The sequence below is a fragment of the Sorangium sp. So ce295 genome (genome assembly GCF_051527405.1).
GTDB lineage: Bacteria > Myxococcota_A > Polyangia > Polyangiales > Polyangiaceae > Sorangium > Sorangium cellulosum_B.
This window is the reverse complement of sequence record NZ_CP150324.1, coordinates 12,754,579-12,773,548: the sequence shown is the minus strand read 5'-3', so window position 1 is coordinate 12,773,548 and position 18,970 is coordinate 12,754,579. Positions and strand designations below refer to the sequence as shown.

8 protein-coding genes are annotated in these 18,970 nt (G+C 70.9%); 7 read left to right on the top strand and 1 reads right to left on the bottom strand.

Annotated features, from left to right (window positions below; translation table 11 throughout):
* Window positions 1-152 precede the first annotated feature (152 nt).
* From WMF11_RS48200 to WMF11_RS48170, 7 genes are all read left to right on the top strand, one after another.
* Window positions 153-2,111: a hypothetical protein gene (locus WMF11_RS48200; RefSeq protein WP_437975568.1), complete on the top strand. Its 1,959-nt coding sequence runs from the start codon at window positions 153-155 to the stop codon at window positions 2,109-2,111.
* A 2-nt stretch (window positions 2,112-2,113) separates the two neighbouring features.
* Window positions 2,114-3,931: an acetyltransferase gene (locus WMF11_RS48195; protein WP_437975567.1), complete on the top strand. Its 1,818-nt coding sequence runs from the start codon at window positions 2,114-2,116 to the stop codon at window positions 3,929-3,931.
* Between the two features lie 191 nt (window positions 3,932-4,122).
* Window positions 4,123-5,466: an OmpP1/FadL family transporter gene (locus WMF11_RS48190; RefSeq protein WP_437975566.1), complete on the top strand. Its 1,344-nt coding sequence runs from the start codon at window positions 4,123-4,125 to the stop codon at window positions 5,464-5,466.
* 99 nt (window positions 5,467-5,565) lie between these two features.
* Entirely contained in the window at window positions 5,566-9,438 is a 3,873-nt protein-coding gene (locus WMF11_RS48185) for a protein kinase domain-containing protein (RefSeq protein ID WP_437975565.1), read from the top strand.
* Between the two features lie 341 nt (window positions 9,439-9,779).
* Complete coding sequence (locus tag WMF11_RS48180) at window positions 9,780-10,061, top strand: hypothetical protein (RefSeq protein WP_437975564.1); 282 nt, start codon at window positions 9,780-9,782, stop codon at window positions 10,059-10,061.
* 193 nt (window positions 10,062-10,254) lie between these two features.
* Window positions 10,255-13,326 carry a tetratricopeptide repeat protein gene (locus WMF11_RS48175; RefSeq protein ID WP_437975563.1) on the top strand — a complete coding sequence of 1,024 codons (3,072 nt, stop codon included), beginning with the start codon at window positions 10,255-10,257 and terminating at the stop codon, window positions 13,324-13,326.
* Window positions 13,327-13,535: 209 nt separating this feature from the next.
* Window positions 13,536-16,556, top strand: a complete 3,021-nt coding sequence (locus WMF11_RS48170; protein ID WP_437975562.1) for a kelch repeat-containing protein — start codon at window positions 13,536-13,538, stop codon at window positions 16,554-16,556.
* Between the two features lie 101 nt (window positions 16,557-16,657).
* On the opposite strand, the gene WMF11_RS48165 is transcribed toward WMF11_RS48170, so the two are convergent.
* A complete protein-coding gene (locus WMF11_RS48165) occupies window positions 16,658-18,187 on the bottom strand; it encodes a sigma-54-dependent Fis family transcriptional regulator (RefSeq protein WP_437975561.1) in 1,530 nt (509 codons plus the stop codon).
* Window positions 18,188-18,970: the final 783 nt, after the last annotated feature.

Here is an 18,970-nt window from a genome sequence, read left to right as displayed (position 1 = left end):
CACGTGTCCTGGCGCGCCTGGCGTCGTCGCGGATCGAGCTCACCGCGCCGTCGCGGCACGAACTCTTTGTCGCGCCGCCGCTTCGAAGTTCGGTAGCATCGGGCGTCTCTTCCTGCGGATCTCGAAACGATCCCTCGACGAGGAACCCTCGCATGACGCACTTCTCGCTCGCCCTCTCCTCCCGGCGCGGCGCCGCGCTCCGCGGCGTCTCCCTCGTGCTGCTCGCCGCGCTCGCCGCGTGCGGTGACGACGGAGGAGGCGGCGGCAGCGGGGCCGCGGGCGGCGGGGGGAGCGGCGGCGAGGGCGGCGGAGGCGGCGGCGTGGTCATCGAGGAGCCGAACCGGTTCCGCCTGCGCATCGACGACGCCGAGGTCCCATCGGTCGTGCTGGAGCTCGACAAGCAGAAGGCGCTCCAGGTCTTCGGCGAGGACGGCGCCAAGAAGATCACGATCCTCGACGTGGACACGACCGAACTGCTCCGGAACGCGCTGGAGCAGATCCAAAACGCGTGTGGGCAATCGTGGCGGAATGACAGCGCGAACCCCGGCCACGACTGCTCGCTCACCGAACTCGGCCGGAGCTTCGGGGCAGAGTGGCGAACCTCCCCGGAGTTCGCGCTCGTCCGGCTGCTCAGCATGACGCCCGCCAACGCCGATGTGACGGGGACGTCGCTCGAGGATTTGAACAAATTCTTCGAGGATAACCCCGGCACCTTCGCGTTCGACTTCGCCGATGTCCTCGCCGACGCCGTCAATGTCGATCTGAGCGTCGAGCCGGCTCCGGAGGCCGTGCGCGGCAACCGGACGGCGCCGCTCGTGCCGATGGACAAGCTCATCAGCGCTCTCCAGCAGCAGCTACTCGGCACGCACCCGGCCATCCCCGCGGCGGACGGCGTGAGGATGCCTGTCACGCTCTACGAAGCGCTGTTCGATCTTCAGCCGCTCTCCCAGAAGCTCGGCCCATCCGGAGACCATCCCGGCGTGCTCGTCCCCGATGACGAGGCATTCACCACCAAGAGCGACGTCCTGCTGCCGGATTTCCAGATGCGCGTCGTCGCCGAGTCGGGGCTGCGCAGGGTCGCCGGGGTCGACCTCTCGAAGGGGGGCGGCGACATGTTCTTGCGCGACGGCGACGCGCCGCTGCAGTTCGACTTCAACGATCCCGACAAGCTCCAGATCAGCGGCATCGCACCGGCGCCGATCGTGGACGTGAGGATCTCTCTGCGCGAACTCCCGTCCGCAGTGCCGCCTTGCGACGGCGACCATAACCCGGACTGCAAGACCAACTCCCCGGATGCCCCCGTCGGCACCGACTATATCTGGTCCGTTCCCCCCTACCTGCTTGAGTCGATCGTCGGGACGGCGGGTTACCTCACGTACCGCGACCGCGCACCTTACTCGGGATGTTACTTCCGGGCTGGCGGGAAGTGCGCGCTCGGCGTGAATATCGGCCAAGAAGGCAATCCTCGCGGGTGGTCTGTCTTCCTCGGCAACATCTCATTTCCGCCCGATCCTCCGCCCGACGTACCAGGTCCGCAATTCTTCTGGGAGCTGCTCGCCGATGTGGCTCAGACCGCCATCCACGACCCCACCGGCGACGGCAACCCCGAGATCCAGGAAGGCGCCGCCCAGCCGGTCTTCGCGCTCCACAACGTCGGCATCGGCCTGACCGCCGATGAGATCGTGGCCGACCTCCGCCCGACCCTGCAGAGCCAGGCCAACGAGATCGCCGAGATCATCCTGGGCCGTTACTGGGTCAACAACGACGGGCTCGACTTCTTCTACGGCCGCGGCGCGCCCGACGGCGCGCCCACCTTGTTCTTCGTCGCCGAGGACGACCTCCGGCCTTCGGATCAAAGCTCGGAGGCCCCCCGCGCCTACACCTACGAAAGTCCCGGCTTCTTCACGAGCCCGGACCTCAGCGAGGCGAGCAAGGTCTCCAGCAAGGATCTCGACGGCCTCGACGACACGACGCACGAGAAATACAGGCTGCCGCCGGGCGAGACCACGCTGTACATGCAGGACGACGAGGGCGCCGTCTACGAGGTCCGCTTCTACGTGCCCGAGAGCGACGATCCGGTGGAGATCACCGCCGACGTGGAGAAGCTCTGATCATGGAAGCGCGAGACCGCACCCGCCCCGCCGCCCGCCGGCTCTCCCGGCTCGGCCCCCTGCTCGCCACCGCGCTCTCCACTGCGCTGCCCGGCTGCGTCGATGCCGTCACGGTGGAGCAGGCGCCGCCCCCGCCGGTGCTCGGCGTGCGCCAGAGCCGCACGCTCACGCTCGAGTTCCTGCGGTTCGACGCGAGGGGCTTCGCCAAGACGCTCACGCTCGAGGAGCTCAAGGCCATTCCGCGGCCCACCCTCGAAGGGATATGGCTGCTCGATCTCGACATCTCGACGCTCATCGAGAACGCGCTGCTCAAGGTCATGTACATGCCCCCCGCGGAGATCGCGGCGCTCCCGCCGGCGTCGCGGAACCTCGTCGGGCTCCTGAACATGACGCCGGAGAACGCCGACCTCCGCGGCACGAGCCTCGAGGGCCTGCTCGGGGTCGGCAACGCCGTGGGGCTCCCGACCTCCAAAATCCTCGCGGACCTCACGGGCGCGGCCGCCAACGAGCGGCTCATCCCCGTCCAGATCACCTCGCAGGCCGTCCTGGAGAACCTCGTCAGCACCCACCCGAATACCCAGCACCGGAGAGGGCCGGCGAACGACGAGCACCCGGACGGCGTCTACCCTGTCGCGCCGCACTCCATCCCCGTCACGCTGTACGACGTCGTCACCGATTTCGCCGGTCTCGCCGCGCAGTTCGGCCCGACGCCGCTCGATCCGGACGACCCGGGCGGCGCGGAGCACCCCGGCTTCATCAAGGCCGCGTCGGGGGTGAAGGCGGCCCTCGACGACTTCACGATGACGGTCCGCGTCGACGTCAACGCCCTGCCGTACAAGGGGGTCGACGCCACGATGGCCGATGTCGCGAGCGTCAACAGCACGCCCGGCCAGATAGACACCCTGTTCGATTTCAGCCAGGAGGACTGGCTCGTCCTGGACAACCTCGCCAGGAACCTGAGCATCGGCGAGCTGACGCTGGCCATCCCCGAGAACGCGATGCTCCTGCCGGGCGGCACGAGCCGGGAGCCCGCGCCGCGCGGCAACTCGCCCGTGTGGGAACAGCCGCTCTGGGAGTTCGAGCACATCCTCGCCCGCGCGGGTGAGCTCAGGGCAGCCCAGATCGAGGATCACTGCTCGACCTACGCGCCCGCGGGCACCTCGACGAGCGACTTCGAGGCCGTGAAGGTCTGCATCGACGAGAGCGGGTGGACCGAGATCAGCGTCGACGAGAGCGTCATCCTGGAAGACCCGCCTCCGGCGCCGTCCTACTTCTGGGATATCCTCCTCGACGTGGCCCAGGCGCGGCTCCATGACGGCGGCCTCGCCGAGGGGGAAGCCGACCTCGAGGTGACCCTGCGCGACGTGCCGGTCGGCGTGAAGACCGAGGATCTCGTCGCGAGCATCAAGGAGAACCTCGCGAGCGATCCAGCGGTCCTCAAGGACATGGCGCTCGAGCTCAACAACAACGCCGCCGGCGACGCGGACTTCTACCTCTACCAGCCGAGCACCGAGAGCGGCGTCGCCGGCCAGCGGGATTACCTCTACTTCGTCGCGCCCGACGACATCCGCAAGGACGCGGACGGCGCGCGCGTGCGCGACTATGCCTACGAGAGCCCTGGCTTCTTCTCCGACGCCGGGCTCGAGAAGAAGGTGTCGACGACCGAGGAGATCGACGGCGACGCGCTCCACGAGAAGGTGGAGGTCAAGGCAGGAGATACGCTGTACTTCGCGGACGACGAGGGGCACCGCTACGAGATCAGGATCGGCGACAAGCCGAGCCCCCATCGCCTCTCGCTCACCCTCACCCGGATCCAGTGATCGGCCCCCCCACCGTGAGGACCCGTCTCATGCAAGGAGCTCCGCCGCCCCTGCGGCCCCGCGCCCGTGCCGGTGCCCGCGCCCGTGCGCGTCAACGAACAGGACGTGAACTCGCCGCGCTCTCGCTCGCGACAGGCCTCGCCTGCCTGACGGCGCGGGACGCGCACGCCTCGGGCATCGACGCGCCCTGGGTGACGAGCGGCCTTTCGGGCCCCACGACGGCCGACGCCGCGGCCGTCTACTGGAACCCGGCCGAGCTCGCCGGGGTCCAGCGGCCGGAGCTCGTCCTGGGCGCGGGCCTCATCGTCGGCCACGCGACCTACCAGCGCGAGCGGCTCGGCACGTACCAGACGCCGGACACGCTTCAGTTCAAGCTCCCGCTCGATCCGGCGAACGTCGACCCCAGCAAGCGCGGCCGCGCCGAGGAGGTGTCGACGACGCCGATCGCGCCGACGGGCAACGCCTTCCTGGCGATCCCGGTCCTGCCCAATCGCCTGACCGTGGGCGTCGGCCTGTACGTGCCCTATGCCGCGGCGCTCAGCTTCCAGGACGGCGCGCAGCGCTGGCAGCTCCGGCAGGCGTTCATCGTCTCGACGTCGCTCACGGCGGCCGCCGGGCTCAAGCTGACCGACCAGGTCTCGCTCGGCGCCGGCGTATCCTACGTCAGCGGCCTCGCGGAGCTCTCGAAGGTGCAGGACTTCGGGAGCCTCAAGGAGTTCCACGACGGCCTCGACTACCTCAAGCAGGACAACGACTTCGGCCCGAACACGCCGTCCGAGCTGCGCGAGCTGGACGTCCTCGCGCGCTCCATCTCGATCAAGGAGGCTCTGTCGCACGGCGCGTCCTTCCACATCGGGCTGGCCTTCAATCCCAACAAGGACCTTCGCTTCGGCCTCACGTACCAGCACAGCGCCGCGATGCGGTACAAGGGCAAGTTCGCCATCGACATGGACCACCCGTTCTTCACGCAGGACCTCGCCGAGCAGGGCCTGCAGTACAAGCCGCTGGTCGAGGGCGACGTGGAGCTCTCGTTCACGCTCCCCAAGCGACTCACCGCCGGCGTCGGCTACCGGGTGAACGACAAGCTCAGCCTCGATGGGCTCCTCTCGTACGTGCTCTATTCGGACATCGAGGCGTTCGTCGTCGAGGCCTCGTCTCCGGACCTCGCCCAGCCGAAGCTCGGGATCACCGATCGCGTCACCGTGACGCTGCCGCGCAGGTGGAACGACACGGTGTGGGCGGAGATCGGCGCCAAGTACAAGCTGAGCGAGGCGTTTCTGGCGACGGCGTCGGTCGGGTATCAGTCGGCGGCCTCGCCGGACAGCACGATCGACGTGGCCTCGCCCGACAACCACCGGCTGATCGGGGACGTCGGCGGCGTCTTGAAGCTCAGCGATCGCGTGTCGCTCTCGGGCGACGTCCGCGTGCAGGGCATCCTGCCGCGCACGGTGACCGGCTCGGATTACGACCTCGGCAACGGGAAGTACTCGCTGGTGCTCGCGACTGTCGGCGGACACCTCAAGTTCGTGTTCTGACGGCGATTCGTTGACCACCGGCGGCACGACATCGTTGGGCGACGGCTCTGCGGCGCCGAACCGCTGTCAGGTGCCCGGCGCGAGTACATAGGAAGCGCCATGCACGTGCTGGACCTCGTCGAGGATCGGTTCGAAGTCGAGCGTTTCGCCGCCTCCGGCGGGATGGGGGACGTGTACCGCGCGCGCGATCGGCAGTCGGGAGAGGCGATCGCGCTCAAGGTCCTGCAGGGCGCCAGCGAGCGCGATCTGCGCCGGTTCGCGCGAGAGGCGGAGGCGCTCGTCACGCTGCGATTGCCCGGCGTCGTGCAGTATGTCGCGCACGGCGTGACCGGCGCGGGGCAGCCGTACCTGGCCATGGAGTGGCTCGAAGGCGTCACCCTGGAGGAGCGGCTCACCGAAGGACCGCTGACGTTCGACGAGAGCGTGACGCTGGCCGCGCGCGTGGCGGAAACGCTTGGCGCCGTCCATGGCCTCGGCATCGTTCACCGCGACCTCAAGCCGAGCAACCTGATGCTCGTCGACGGCGACGTCGAGCGCGTCACGCTGCTCGACTTCGGTATCGCGCGCAATCTCCGGCTCGCGCCGAGCCTCACGTCGCCCGGAGCGATCCTCGGAACGCCCGGGTACATCTCCCCCGAGCAGGCGCGCGGCGACCTGGCCGTCGACGCCCGCGCCGACGTGTTCGCGCTCGGATGCGTGCTGTTTCAGTGCCTCGCCGGGCGCCCGCCGTTCCTGGGCGGCAGCGTGCTCGCGCTGCTCGTGAAGGTCGTCCTGGAAGATCCACCGCGGCTCGGGGAGCTCCGCGGCGGCATCCCCGAGCCGTTCGAGCGCCTGGTGACGCGGATGCTGTCGAAGGAGGCAGCGCAGCGGCCGCGCGACGGCGCCGCCGTCGCAGCGGAGCTCGCGGTGCTGGCCGACGGGCGCCACGGCGGAGCGGGCGCCGTCTCGGCGCCGTCCGCGTCGAGCGAGGCGATCACGACGGCCGAGCGCAGGGTCATGTGTGTCATTTTGACCGCCAACGGCACGGACGAGACAGACGCCACGCTCTCGGACGCCGAGGGCGCCGCGCGGACCCAGGCGCTGCGGGACATCGTGGCGCGCCACGGCGGGAGCCTCGATGTGCTCCAATCGCGCTGGCTGCTCGTCGCGCTGTCGGGCGCCGAGTCCCCGACCGACCTCGCGGTGCGAGCGGCCCACTGCGCGCTCGCGCTCCGGACGGTGCTTGGCGGCGCACCGATGGCCGCCGCGACGGGGCTGGCGGAGATCGAGGGGAGGTTGCCTGTCGGCGAGCTCGTCGATCGCGTGGCGCAGCTCATCGCCGGGCGTGACGGCCCGCTGCCCTCGGGCATCCGGCTCGACGAAGCGACGGCGAGCCTGCTCGCGAGCCGCTTCGATACGGCGCGCGAGCCCGAAGGATGCTGGCTTCGCGGCCCCAAGGCGGAGCCGGACACTGTCCCCAGGTTGCTCGGGAAGCCGACGCCCTGTGTGGGGCGCGAGCGCGAGCTCTCTCAGCTCGCGGCCGAGTGGCGCCACTGCGTGGACGAGGGCTCCGCGAGCGCCGTGGTCGTCGTGGGCGCCCCCGGTCTAGGCAAGTCGCGCCTCGCCTGGGAGTTCCTCCGCGCCCTCGAGGAGCAGCGCGAGGCCGCCGAGATCTGGATCGGCAGGGCCGATCCGATGGCGGCCGGCTCGGCGTTTGGCCTGCTGTCCCAGGCGCTCCGCCGCGCCATGCGCATCCTCGACGGCGAGCCGCTGGAGGTGCGGCGGAGCAAGGTGCGCGACCGGGTCGAGCAGCTCGAGAGGCTCGGGGCCAAGCGCCCGCACGTCGCGGCGTTCCTCGGCGAGCTCGTCGGGACGGCGTTCCCCGACGAAGGCGACGTGCAGCTCAGCGCGGCGCGGCAGAACCCGATGCTGATGGGCGATCGCCTCCGCGAGGCGTTCGTGGACTTCGTCAAGGCCGAGTGCCAGCGGCAGCCGGTGCTCGTGGTGCTGGAGGACCTCCACTGGGGCGATCTGCCCACGGTGACCTTGATCGACGCCGCGCTCCGGCACGCCAGGGACCTGCCCTTGTTCGTCCTGGCGCTCGCTCGTCCAGAGGTCGAAGAGCTCTTCCCGGCGCTCTGGAGCGAGCGCCACGGCCTCCGGCTCAGCCTCGCTCCGCTGCCCCGGCGCGCGGGTGAGCGGCTCGTGCGGGAGGTGCTCGGAGAAAGCGTCGGCGCCGAGCAGATCGAGAGGCTCGTCTCCTGCGCCGAGGGCAACGCGTTCATGCTGGAGGAGCAGATCCGCGCGGTCGCCGAGGGCAGGAGCGCGGGCACGCCCGAGACGGCGCTCGCCATGGTGCAGGCGCGGCTCGAGGCGCTGAGTGTCGAAGAGCGGCGCGTCCTGCGCGCGGCGAGCGTCTTCGGTGAGACGTTCTGGGAGGGTGGAATCGCCGCCCTCGTGGGCGGCGCGCCGGTGGCGCCGCGGCTGGGCGAGCTCGCGCGGCGGGAGCTCATCCTGCGGCGCCACGAGGCGCGTGTCGCAGGCGAGGTGGAGTACGGGTTCCACCATGCGCTGGTCCGGGAAGCCGCGTATGGCATGCTCACCGAGCGCGACCGCCGTGTCGGCCACGCGCTCGCGGGCGACTGGCTGGAACGGACCGGCGGCGCAGACGCGATGGCGCTCGCGGAGCACTTCGAGCTCGGCGACGCGCCGGCGCGGGCGGCGGAGGCGTACCTGCGCGCCGCGGAAGAGGCGCTTCGCGGCAACGATCTGCGCACGGCGGTGGAGCGGGCCGACCGCGGCATCGGCTGCGGCGCCGCTGGAGAGACCGCGGGCAGGCTCCGCCGAGTTCAAGCCGAAGCGCATGTATGGAGCGGCGATTCCACGCTCGCCGTGGAGCGAGGCCTGGAGGCGATCGAGCGGGTCGAGCGAGGCTCGACCACATGGTTCTCGGCCATCGAGCAGCTGTGCCTGGCCTCGTCCAAGCAGGGATCGTTCGACGCGCTGGAGCGATGGCTGGCCATGGCGGCGGATGCGCCAGCCGCAGGCAACGCTCAGTGCGTCAAGCTCACGTGTCTCAGCGCCGGTGCGATGATGCTGACCATGAGTGGGCGCTATGCCGAAGGGGACGCTCTGATGGAGACCGTCGAGCGCGTTCTCGCAAAATCAGGGATACAAGACCTGGAGGTGATTGGACGCCTCCACGACGCGCGCGCGTGCTACGCGATGTGCACTGGTGACCTCAGCGCCGGCGCGAACCGCCTGGAGACCGCGCTGTCCGCCTATGACCAGGCTGGCGATCGTCGCAATACCTGCAGCGCCCGAGCAAATCTCGGCTTTTTCTACGCGGAGCTCGGCGACTTCGAGAGGGCGGAGTCGTTGCTGCGCGCATCCAGGGACGAAACCGACCGGTTGCAGCTCTGGGATCTGAAGATCGTCGTGGAGTCGAACCTCGCGCAGATCCTCACGCATCGCGGGCAGCTGGCCGAGGCGCGGAGGCTCGCAGAAGCAGGCGCCACGCCGAGCCGGGAAGCGAGCGGCGCGCGTGTGGAGATGATGTCCCGCTGCTGCCTCGGGAGGATCGCCCTCGCCGCCGGCGATCTCGAGACCGCCGAGCGCGAAGCGCGCGCTGCCATCTCGCTCGCTCCCGGCATACCGACGCTCGGCGTGCAGGCCTTTGCGGTCCTCGCGCGCGTGCAGCTCGGACTCGGCCGCATCGACGACGCAGTCCGGACAGCAGCCGACGCCAACGCCACGCTGGAGTCGTTCGGAACCATCGAAGAGGGCGAGTCGTTCGTCCGCCTGACCTGCGCCGAGGTGCTCTCCGCGAGCGGTAGGCACGACGAGGCCGCCGCCGCGATCAGCGCGGCCAGGACGGCCCTGCTCGCGCGCGCCGAGAAGCTCGGCGACCCGGCCTGGCGCGAGCGCTTTCTCGAGCACGTCCCCGACAACGCCCGCACGCTCGAGCTCGCGCGGCGGTGGCTCGGCGGCTGATCCTCGCCGTGCAAGGCGTCTCTCTCTTGGTGGAGGGAGCGGAGCTCAGGACGCTCTCATCGGATGATGAGTTCACGTCGTGGCTGTTCGCCGCGAGCCGGCGCGCTGTTCGCCGCGAGGAACAGGTGTCTCCTCCAGAGAGACAGGGGGCTCGGCAGCCTCGTGCTCAGCTCCGGAGATCCGGGGAGCGATAGGCCTCGTTTTCGGCGTAAACGCGGGAGCTCGCCGACGGACGCCGGGCCCGTTGGCCGTGGCATGGCACCTGCAAAATCGTATCGCTGTCCACCTGTCAGGTCACCATCGAGGAGAGTCCAATGGTCACTCGCGTCACCCAACGATCCATGTTTGTCCTTTTCGCGTCGCTGCTGGCGAGCTTCACCCTGTTCGGCTGTCAGGTCGAGATCGCCGAGGAGCCGTCCCCCGAAGTCGAGGTGGGCGAGGCGAGCCAGGAGCTGATCAACTGCAAGGGCCAGTGCGCCAGGGTCTTCCTGGCCTGCACCCGGGCGGGCGAAGACTACGAGTTTTGCGCCGCCGACCGGGATGCCTGCATGGCGGACTGCGACGAGCAGACCTGCGAGCCCGGGGAGCCCGGGTGCTGCCAGGGTCAGCCGACCTGCTGGTAGCCGCCTCTCCCCCGCCCTGCCGGGATGATGGAACCGCCAAGGCGCCATAAGACGCCAAGATGATTGGGATTTTCTTGGCGCCCTTGGCGCCTTGGCGGTTCAAGAGACCCACCTTCAGTCAAAGTACCCCACCACCCGAGAGAGGGCGACGCGGGAACCGCAGGCCGCGACGCGGCATGCTACACAGGGTCCTGTGAGCCTGGGCGAGAGCGTGATCATCTGCCCGGGGTGCAGCGCGGAGAACTCACCCTTCAACCCGCGTTGCACCCGCTGCGAGGCGCTGCTCTCGGAGGAGCCGCGGTCGAACTCCGCGACCGCCGAGGAGCACCCGTCGAGGCGGTCGACCTCCCGCGACGAGCACGTGTCCTCGAGCCTCACGATCGATCCGCTCGCAAGCACCGTTGTCGCCCCGGACGGGGGAGCGTCCGGGCCTCCGGCGCCGCCCGGATCCGAGGCGTCGCTCGATCTGCGCCCGGGGACGAAGCTCGGCCGGTTCGAGGTGATCGATCGCCTCGGCGAGGGCGGCATGGGCGTGGTGGTGCGAGCGCGCGATCACGTGCTCGGCCGCGACGTGGCGATCAAGGTGCTGCGGCCCGAGGTGCTGGGGCGCTCGGGCGCGGCGACGGCGCTCGCGCGGCTCGTCCGCGAGGCGCAGGCCATGGCGAGGATCAAGCACCCCAACGTCGTCACCGTGCACGAGGTCGACGCCTCGGGCGGGCAGGTGCGCGTGGTGATGGAGCACGTCGAGGGCCGGACGCTGCGCGCGTTCTGCGCGGAGAAGCGGCGGCCCGCCTCGGAGGTCGTGGCGGCCTTCCTCCAGGCGGGCAAAGGGCTGTCGCAGGTGCACCACGCGGGCCTCGTGCACCGCGATTTCAAGCCCGACAACGTCCTTGTCGGCGCCGACGGCCGCGTGCGCGTCACGGACTTCGGGCTCGCGGGGCTCGCGGAGGGCGACGCCGGCGGCGGCACCGCGGAGGCGGGGCTAGAGGCCGCGCTCACGCGTTCGGGCTCGTTCCTGGGGACGCCGGTCTACATGGCGCCGGAGCAGCACCGGCGAGAGGCCGCGGATGCGCGGGCCGATCAGTACGCGTTCTGCGTGTCGCTGTGGGAGGCGCTCGCGGGCGAGCGTCCGTTCGCCGGCAAGACCTACGACGAGCTGCGCGAGAACGTGGCGCTCGGGCGGGTGCGAGAGCCGCCGCGAGGGGCCGAGATGCCGGCGCGGATCCGCCGCTGTCTCGAGCGCGGGCTCTCCGTCGATCGGGACGCTCGATACCCCGACATGGACGCGCTGCTCGCCGATCTCTCGAAGGATCCGGCGGCGGCGTGGAGGCGCGGGCTCGTCGCGGCGTCGGGGCTCGCGCTCGCGGGCCTGCTCGTGTTCGCGTTCGCGCGGCAGCCTGCGGACAGGCTCTGCAAGGGCGGCGAGGCGAGGCTCGCGGGCGTCTGGGACGAGGCGACGATGGCAAAGGTGCGGGCAGCGTTCGCCGGCACCGGGCGGCCGCACGCGGAGGACACGTACCGGCGCGTCGAGAAGGCGCTCGGCGATCGAGCGCGCGCGTGGGTCGCGATGTACGCCGACTCGTGCGAGGCCACGCATGTGAGGGGCGATCAGTCGGCCGGGCTGCTCGATCTCCGGACGCTGTGCCTGGAGCGCCGCCGCCAGGAGATGGGGGCGCTCACGGCGCTCTTCGCGCAACGAGCGGACGCCGAGGTGCTCGATCGATCGATCGAGGCGTCGCTCGCGCTCCCGGGCCTCGAGCGCTGCGCGGACGCGGGCGCGCTGACCGCGGCGATCCCGCCGCCCGCCGACGCCGCGGCGCGGGCCCGCATCGACGCGCTGCGGGGTCGCCTTGCCGAGGTCAGGGCCCTCGATGAGGCCGGCAAGTTCGGCGAGGCGCTCGCGCTCGCGCGGCCGCTCGCCGACGAGGCCCGTGCGGCGGATCATGCCCCGATCGAGGCGGAGGCGCTCTTGATGCTCGGGCGCGCGGCGCGGGACGCGCACGACGCCCCGGCCGCGGAGGCGGCGCTCCGCGAGGCGCTGCGCGCGGCGGCGCGGGCCAGGGACGACGCCCTCGCGGCGGAGGCATGGCCGCAGCTCATCTACGTTGTCGGCTACCTGGGAGGCCGGCACGCCGACGCGCTCGCGCTGCAGCTGGCCGCCGACGGCGCGGTCGAGCGGACGGGGGGCGACACGCTGGCGAGCGCGCGGCTGCTCGGCACGCTGGGCAGCGTCCTCGACGAGCAGGGGAAGTACGGCGAGGCAGCGCAGCACGTCGAGCGCGCCCTGGCCGGCCTCGAGAAGGCCCTCGGCCCGAAGCATCCCGAGGTCGGGGCGACGTGGAGCCGCCTTGGCACCGTCCTCCTCCACCTCGAGCGGTTCGACGACGCGGAGCGCGCAACCACGCGAGCGCTCGCCGTCCGGGAGGAGACGCTGGGCGCCTCTCATCCGAGCGTCGCGCTCACGCTCAACAGCCTGGGTCGCCTCTTCAACACCCAGGGCAAATACCGAGATGCCTTGCCCCGGATCGAGCGCGCCATCGCCATCCAGGAAAAGGCGCTCGGCCCCGATCACCCGTTCCTGGCGGCCTCCGTCAACAACCTCGGCATTGCGCTCGTCATGCTCGGAGAGACCGACGCGGCCAGGCGTGCTCACGAGCGGGTGCTCGCCATCCGGGAGAAGGCGCTCGGCCCCGATCACGCCGACGTCGCATCATCCCTCAACAACATCGGGGCCGTCCTGGAGATGCAGCAGAAGTTCGCCGAGGCGACGCCCTATTACGAGCGGTCGCTCGCGATCCGCGAGAAGGCGCTCGGCCCCGATCACGCGAGCGTTGCCGCCTCGCTCGCCAACCTGGGGAGCACGCTCGTCGCGCAGAAGAGGTACGCCGAGGGCCTTGTGCGCCTCGAGCGCGCCGCGGCGATCCAGGAGAAGGCCGTGGGCCCGAGCTCGCATGCGGTCGCGTCGATGCTCACCGGGATCGCCAGCGCCTACAACGAGAAGGGCGAGCCGGGAAAGGCGCGCCCGTTCGCCGAGCGGGCGCTCGCCATCTATGCGGCGAAGGGCGAGGGCGTCTCTCCGATCGAGCTCGCCGATACCCGCTTCCACGCGGCCAGGGCGCTCTGGGGCTCGGCGCGGGACCGGGCGCGGGCGGTCGAGCTCGCGACCCAGGCGCGCGACGCCTATGCGGCCGAAGAGGGGGAGTACGCGAAGCGTGCGCTCACGGCGGTGAACGGGTGGCTCGCGGAGCACGGCGGCGCTCGGTGAAAGGGGGGCCGCGCACGCCCTCACCTACCCGCGGCTCTCGAATCTCGAGCTCACGATCGTCATCGACTTTGGCGAGGTGAGGGTGAGGCAGGGTATCCATCGCGTGGTCGCAAGTCGTTATGCCCTTGTTCGAACCATGCACTCAGCGCTTCCACGGAGGAGCCCATTTTTTCTTGACAGCCAGAACATCGAGATTGCTATCGTCGAGCATGCGTTCAGCCTCGTTCTTGCGCCGCTTCGCCCCCGTCCTCCTCGTCGCGCCGCTCGCTGCGGCGCTCGGATGCGATGACGCCGATACCCCGCGAAGCCGCGTGAAGGAGCAAGGCATCGGGGCGGCTGTCGCCGCGCTCACGGCGCCACGCTGGGACATGGCGCCGCCGATGAACGTCGCCCGGAGCAGGCACACGGCGACACGTTTGCTCGACGGGAAGGTCCTCGTGGCCGGCGGAGCGAGCGAGACGGCCGAGGTGTACGACCCCGCCACGAATACATGGGTGCTCGTCGCGCCGATGAGCACGCGGCACACCGGCCACACCGCGACGCTCCTTCCGGACGGCAGGGTCGTCGTGGCCGGCGGCGTGACCGAGGTCGTGGAGATCTACGACCCCGCCGCGGATGCATGGACGCTCGCCGCGCCGCTCGTCACGCCGCGCGAACGCCACACCGCGACGCTCCTGCCCGATGGCCGGATCCTCGTGGCCGCCGGCGAGTTCGAAGAGTGGGTGATGGGCTCGAGCGAGATCTACGATCCCGTCACGAATACGTGGACCGACGCGGGCCCGTTGGCGCGGGTGCGCTCCTCCCACACGGCCACGCTCCTGCCGAACGGCAAGGTCCTCGTGGTGGCCGGGGTGGACGCATCCGGTGACCCCATCGGCAGCGCGGAGATCTACGATCCAATGACGGACACGTGGACCGCCGCGGGCTCGATCCAGAATCGGGAAGGGCACACCGCGACGCTCCTCGCGAATGGCAAGGTGCTCGTCGCCGGCGGCTACACCGATTACGGTGGTGAGGGGTTCTCCTCCACGAACCGCAGCGCGGCGCTCTACGATCCGGCGAGCAATACCTGGACGACGGCGACGCCGATGAACGTCGCCCACCACAACCACACGGCCACGCCGCTCGCCGATGGCCGGGTGCTGGTCGCCGGCGGCGGCGCGCTCACGGAGGTCTACGATCCGGCGAGCGGGAGGTGGTCGCTCGGCAAGTACCTGAACATGGACCGGAGCCGCCACACCGCCACGGAGCTCGCAGGCGGGCGGGTGCTCGTGGCCGGCGGCGGGAGCGCGACCGTCGAGAGGCTCACCCTCGCGGCCCCGGGCGATTCCTGCCTCTTCGCGGGCGAATGCGCGAGCGGCTTCTGCGTCGACGGTGTCTGCTGCGATGCCGCGTGTGACGCGGGCTCGTGTGACGCGTGCGCGGTGAGCGCAGGCGCGTCGGCGAATGGCACCTGCACTCCGCTGAGCGGAGCGGTTTGCGGCAGCGCCGACGGCTGCACGGCGAACGGCGTCTGCCAGGCGGGCGCTTGCGTCGGGGCGTTGCCGGTCGGCTGCCAGTCCGCGTGGACGCCGGCCGGGAACATGCCCGTGCCGCGGCAAGAAGGCACGTGGGCCGAGCTCGCCGATGGCCGCGTGCTCGTGGCCGGCGGGTACGACAACGACTGGAACGATACCTTGTCCGCGGACCTCTACGATCCGGCGACGAACGCCTGGAGCGGCGTCGCGTCGCTCTCGCAGGCGCGCCGCAAGCCCGCGTCGATCCGGGTCTCGACCGGCGAGATCCTCGTCGTGGGTGGTGATTCTCCGTCGACGGCCGAGGCCTACGATCCGGCGAGCAATACATGGACGCTCACCGGCGCCATGGTCGCGCACCACGATCCGAGCGTCGCTCTCTTGCGGCTCCCCGACGATCGTATCCTCGTCGTGGGCGGCGGGACGGCGGTCGCCGAGCTCTACGATCCGACGACGAGATCCTGGGACGCGACGGGCTCGCTCGGCGTCTCGCGCTCGGGGCACTCGGCGGTCCTCTTGCAGAACGGGAAGGTGCTGGTGAGCGGCGGCGCTGGCAATCCGGCGACGGCGGAGCTCTACGACCCGGCCACGGGGACGTTCTCCCCGGCGGGGACGCTGACCTTCGCGCATTCCGGGCACCGGGCGACGAGGCTGCTCGACGGCAGCGTGCTCGTGGTGAGCGGCAGCGGCGCCGATCGGTATGACCCGGCCACGAACACCTGGACGCCGACGCAGGCGTTGCTCATGCCGCCCGCCGATTTCACGGCGACGCTGCTCGGTGATGGTCGGGTGCTGGTCATGGGCGCGCCGCACGTCCCGCACGCGCAGGTCTACGAGCCGGCGACGAATGACTGGACGGTGACCGGGCCCCTGGACGTCGCGCGACGACGTCATACGGCCACGCTGCTCGGAAACGGAATGGTGCTCATCGCGGGCGGCACGGAATGGACGGGCGGCAGCCAGTGCGACCTCCGGAGCGCCGCGGTGTACGACCCCGTGACGAATAACTGGTCGATGGTGCCGAACCTGAGCAGGCTACGCAGCTCTCCGTCGTCCGTGCTGCTCGATGGCAATCGCGTCCTGGTCTTCGGGGGGTTGCTGGGAGGTTGCTCGTCCGGGGACGGCGACCCCGAGGCGCAACCAAGCACGGAGATTTACGAGGGCGGCGTCACCCCGGAGGGCAGCGGCGGAAGCGCAGGCGCGGGCGGGTCCGGCGGAATGGGCGGCTCCGGCAGCTCCGGCGGAAGCGCAGGCGCGGGCGGGTCCGGCGGAATGGGCGGCTCCGGCGGCTCCGGCGGAAGCGCAGGCGAGGGCGGAAGCGCAGGCGGTGCCGGTGGAATGGCCGGCTCCGGCGGCTCCGGCGGAAGCGCAGGCGAGGGCGGAAGCGCAGGCGGTGCCGGTGGAATGGCCGGCTCCGGCGGCTCCGGCGGAAGCGCAGGCGAGGGCGGAAGCGCAGGCGGTGCCGGTGGAATGGCCGGCTCCGGCGGCTCCGGCGGAAGCGCAGGCGAGGGCGGAAGCGCAGGCGGCGCCGGTGGAATGGCCGGCTCCGGCGGTCAGGGCGGTATGGGTGGCGTGAGCGGCACCGGCGGCTCCGGGGACGGCGAAGAGCCGGGCGACGGCTGCCGCGCCGCACGCGGATCCGCGGAGAATAGCGGGAGCGGCTTCGCGGCCCTCGTGGCCCTGGGCGCCCTCTTCACGCGCCGCCGCAGGCCCTGAAACGCGCGAAGGCTCTCGCAGGCTGCTTCGTTCAGGCGGCCCCTTCAATGCATGGGTAAGTGCCTCCTCAGAAGAGGCGGTTCAAAGGCCGGCGGCGTCCGTCACCCATCGAAGGCAGGGCGCCGGCCGCCTGCGCCGGCCACCCGGTGCTTCGCCAGGAGCTTCTGCAGGTAGGTCCGGTTGAACCCGGACTCCCGCGCCGCCTGCGACACGTTCCCTCCGTGCCGATCCATCAGCGCCACAAGGAAGGCACGCTCCAGCTCGGCGACGCCCGCCTCGCGCGCCGCATCGAGCTCGTCGGCGGAGAGCCGCGAGAAGCGCGGCGCCAGCGGCCCGGGGCCTGCTGGCTGAGCCACATCGGACGGGAGCAGATCCACGTCGAGCTCCGGCCCCGTCGCCAGGATGCACGCGCGCTCCACCACGTGGGCGAGCTCGCGCACGTTGCCCGGATAAGCATGCTCGCGGAGCGCCCGCGCGGCGCGCTCCGTGAAGCGGGGCCGCTCGCCGGGGCGCTTCCAGCAGGTACGGAGGAAATGCTCGACGAGGAGCGGGACATCGCTCGCGCGCTCGCGCAGCGGCGGAATCTCGATCTCGATCACCTTGAGCCGGAAGTACAGATCTCGCCGGAACTTCCCTGCCTCGACGAGCGCCGGCAGATCCTGGTGCGTCGCCGCGATCACGCGGACATCGACCTTGTCGGTCCGGTCGGAGCCCACGCGCTGGATCTCTCCGAACTGCAGGAAGCGCAGGAGCTTCGCCTGCACGTCGGGCGCGATCTCCGCGACCTCGTCGAGGAAGAGCGTGCCTCCCTGCGCCGACGCGACCCGCCCGACGCGGTCCCGGTCGGCCCCGGTGAACGCGCCTTTGACGTGCCCGAAGAGCTCCGACTCGAGGATGCTGCCCGGCAGCGCCGAGGTGTGCAGCGTGACGCAGGCCCTGCTGCGCCGCGGGCTGTTCACGTGGAGCGCGCGGGCGATGAGCTCCTTGCCGGTGCCCGTCTCCCCGCGGACGAGCACGGTCGCGTCCGAGTCGGCCACCTGCGCGACCGTCTTGAGGAGCGCGAGCATCCTGGCGTCCTGCGTGACGATGCCCTCGAAATCGTAGCGGGCGAAGAGATCGCGCTCGAGGCGCTGGCTCCGGCGGCGCAGCGCCTCGCGCTCGAGGGCCCGCTTGAGGAAGAGCCCTGCGAGCTCGGCGAACTCGGCGACGAAGCGGAGCGCCTCGTCGCTGGCGGCCCGGGACTTGTACTCCACGTAGACGGCGCCGTAGACATCGGCGCCGTGGACGAGGGGCGCCACGAGCGCGGCGGACGCGCCTGACTCCTCGAGGCTCTTGAGGAGCGAGGAGCGCGGCTCGCCAGCGTCCCTGGAGAGGTGGACGATCTGCCGCGTCTCGATGGCCTGCCGCACGAGGCCGCGGCTGAACTTGCGCTCCTTGTCGGAGATCTTCGCCTTGTCGAAGTGGACCGCGAACTTCTGCTCGTAGGAGCCGTCCTCACGGACGACGATGAAGCCGCGGTCGGCGCCCGTCGCCTCGAGCACGCGGCGGAGCACGAGTTCCGGAGCCTTCGCGTCGTCGTCCTCCGAGAGGAGGATCCTGACGATCTGAAGGAGCGAGGGGTAGAGATCCATGGCCGCAGAGCGCAGGGTACGACGAGGGGGGAAAGGAACACAAAGCGATTCCCCGTGGCGTCCGCGGGGCCGCTGTGATGTCGCCGGGTCGCGTCGCGGCGAATGGTTGGTCGCCCGCGGACGCCCTGGGCTGGCGCGGGTTGCTCGCCGGGGGCGTGGTCCGGGCTGCATCGGGTCGGGAGGGGTCACCTGCGCCGCCTCCGACGTGGGCGCTGCGTTCCGCCACCGTCACGATTCGACGAGGCAGTCCCTGCGCGATTGCTCGTGCTGCAACCAAGCCCCAGAGAACACGGCGGTCAAATGTGCATACCCGGCTCAGCCCATCAAGCCTTTGCGCGCCACGGCGCAGTCGGCATCGGCAGAGACGGACGCCGATTTATCGAACTACGGACCGGCAATATAACAAAACCCCGGTGGGGGCCTCCGAGGCCCGGGTGGGTGGACCCGGCGTCCAGCGCCGCTGCGCCTCGGCCTCGTGAGCCACCCAGGGTGCAGCAGCGCGATCACGAGCGACGATCCGCGCGACCACGACCGTGATCCGGCTGAACGCGATCATGATCCTGGCGATCATGATGTGCTGATCCGAGCGATCACGATGCGGAGATCTCGCCGTTCACGATGGCATGAAATCTGCAAACGTGCAAACGAGAGATCGGCGAGGAGGTGGGCCTCTTCGCCGCCGCCCGATGGGCCCGGGGAGACCGGCGGCGGCAGGCCATTTGAGCGGCGCTACACCGACCGCTCCGAGCCTACGCGCGCGCGGTCTGGCCTACGCGCGCGCGG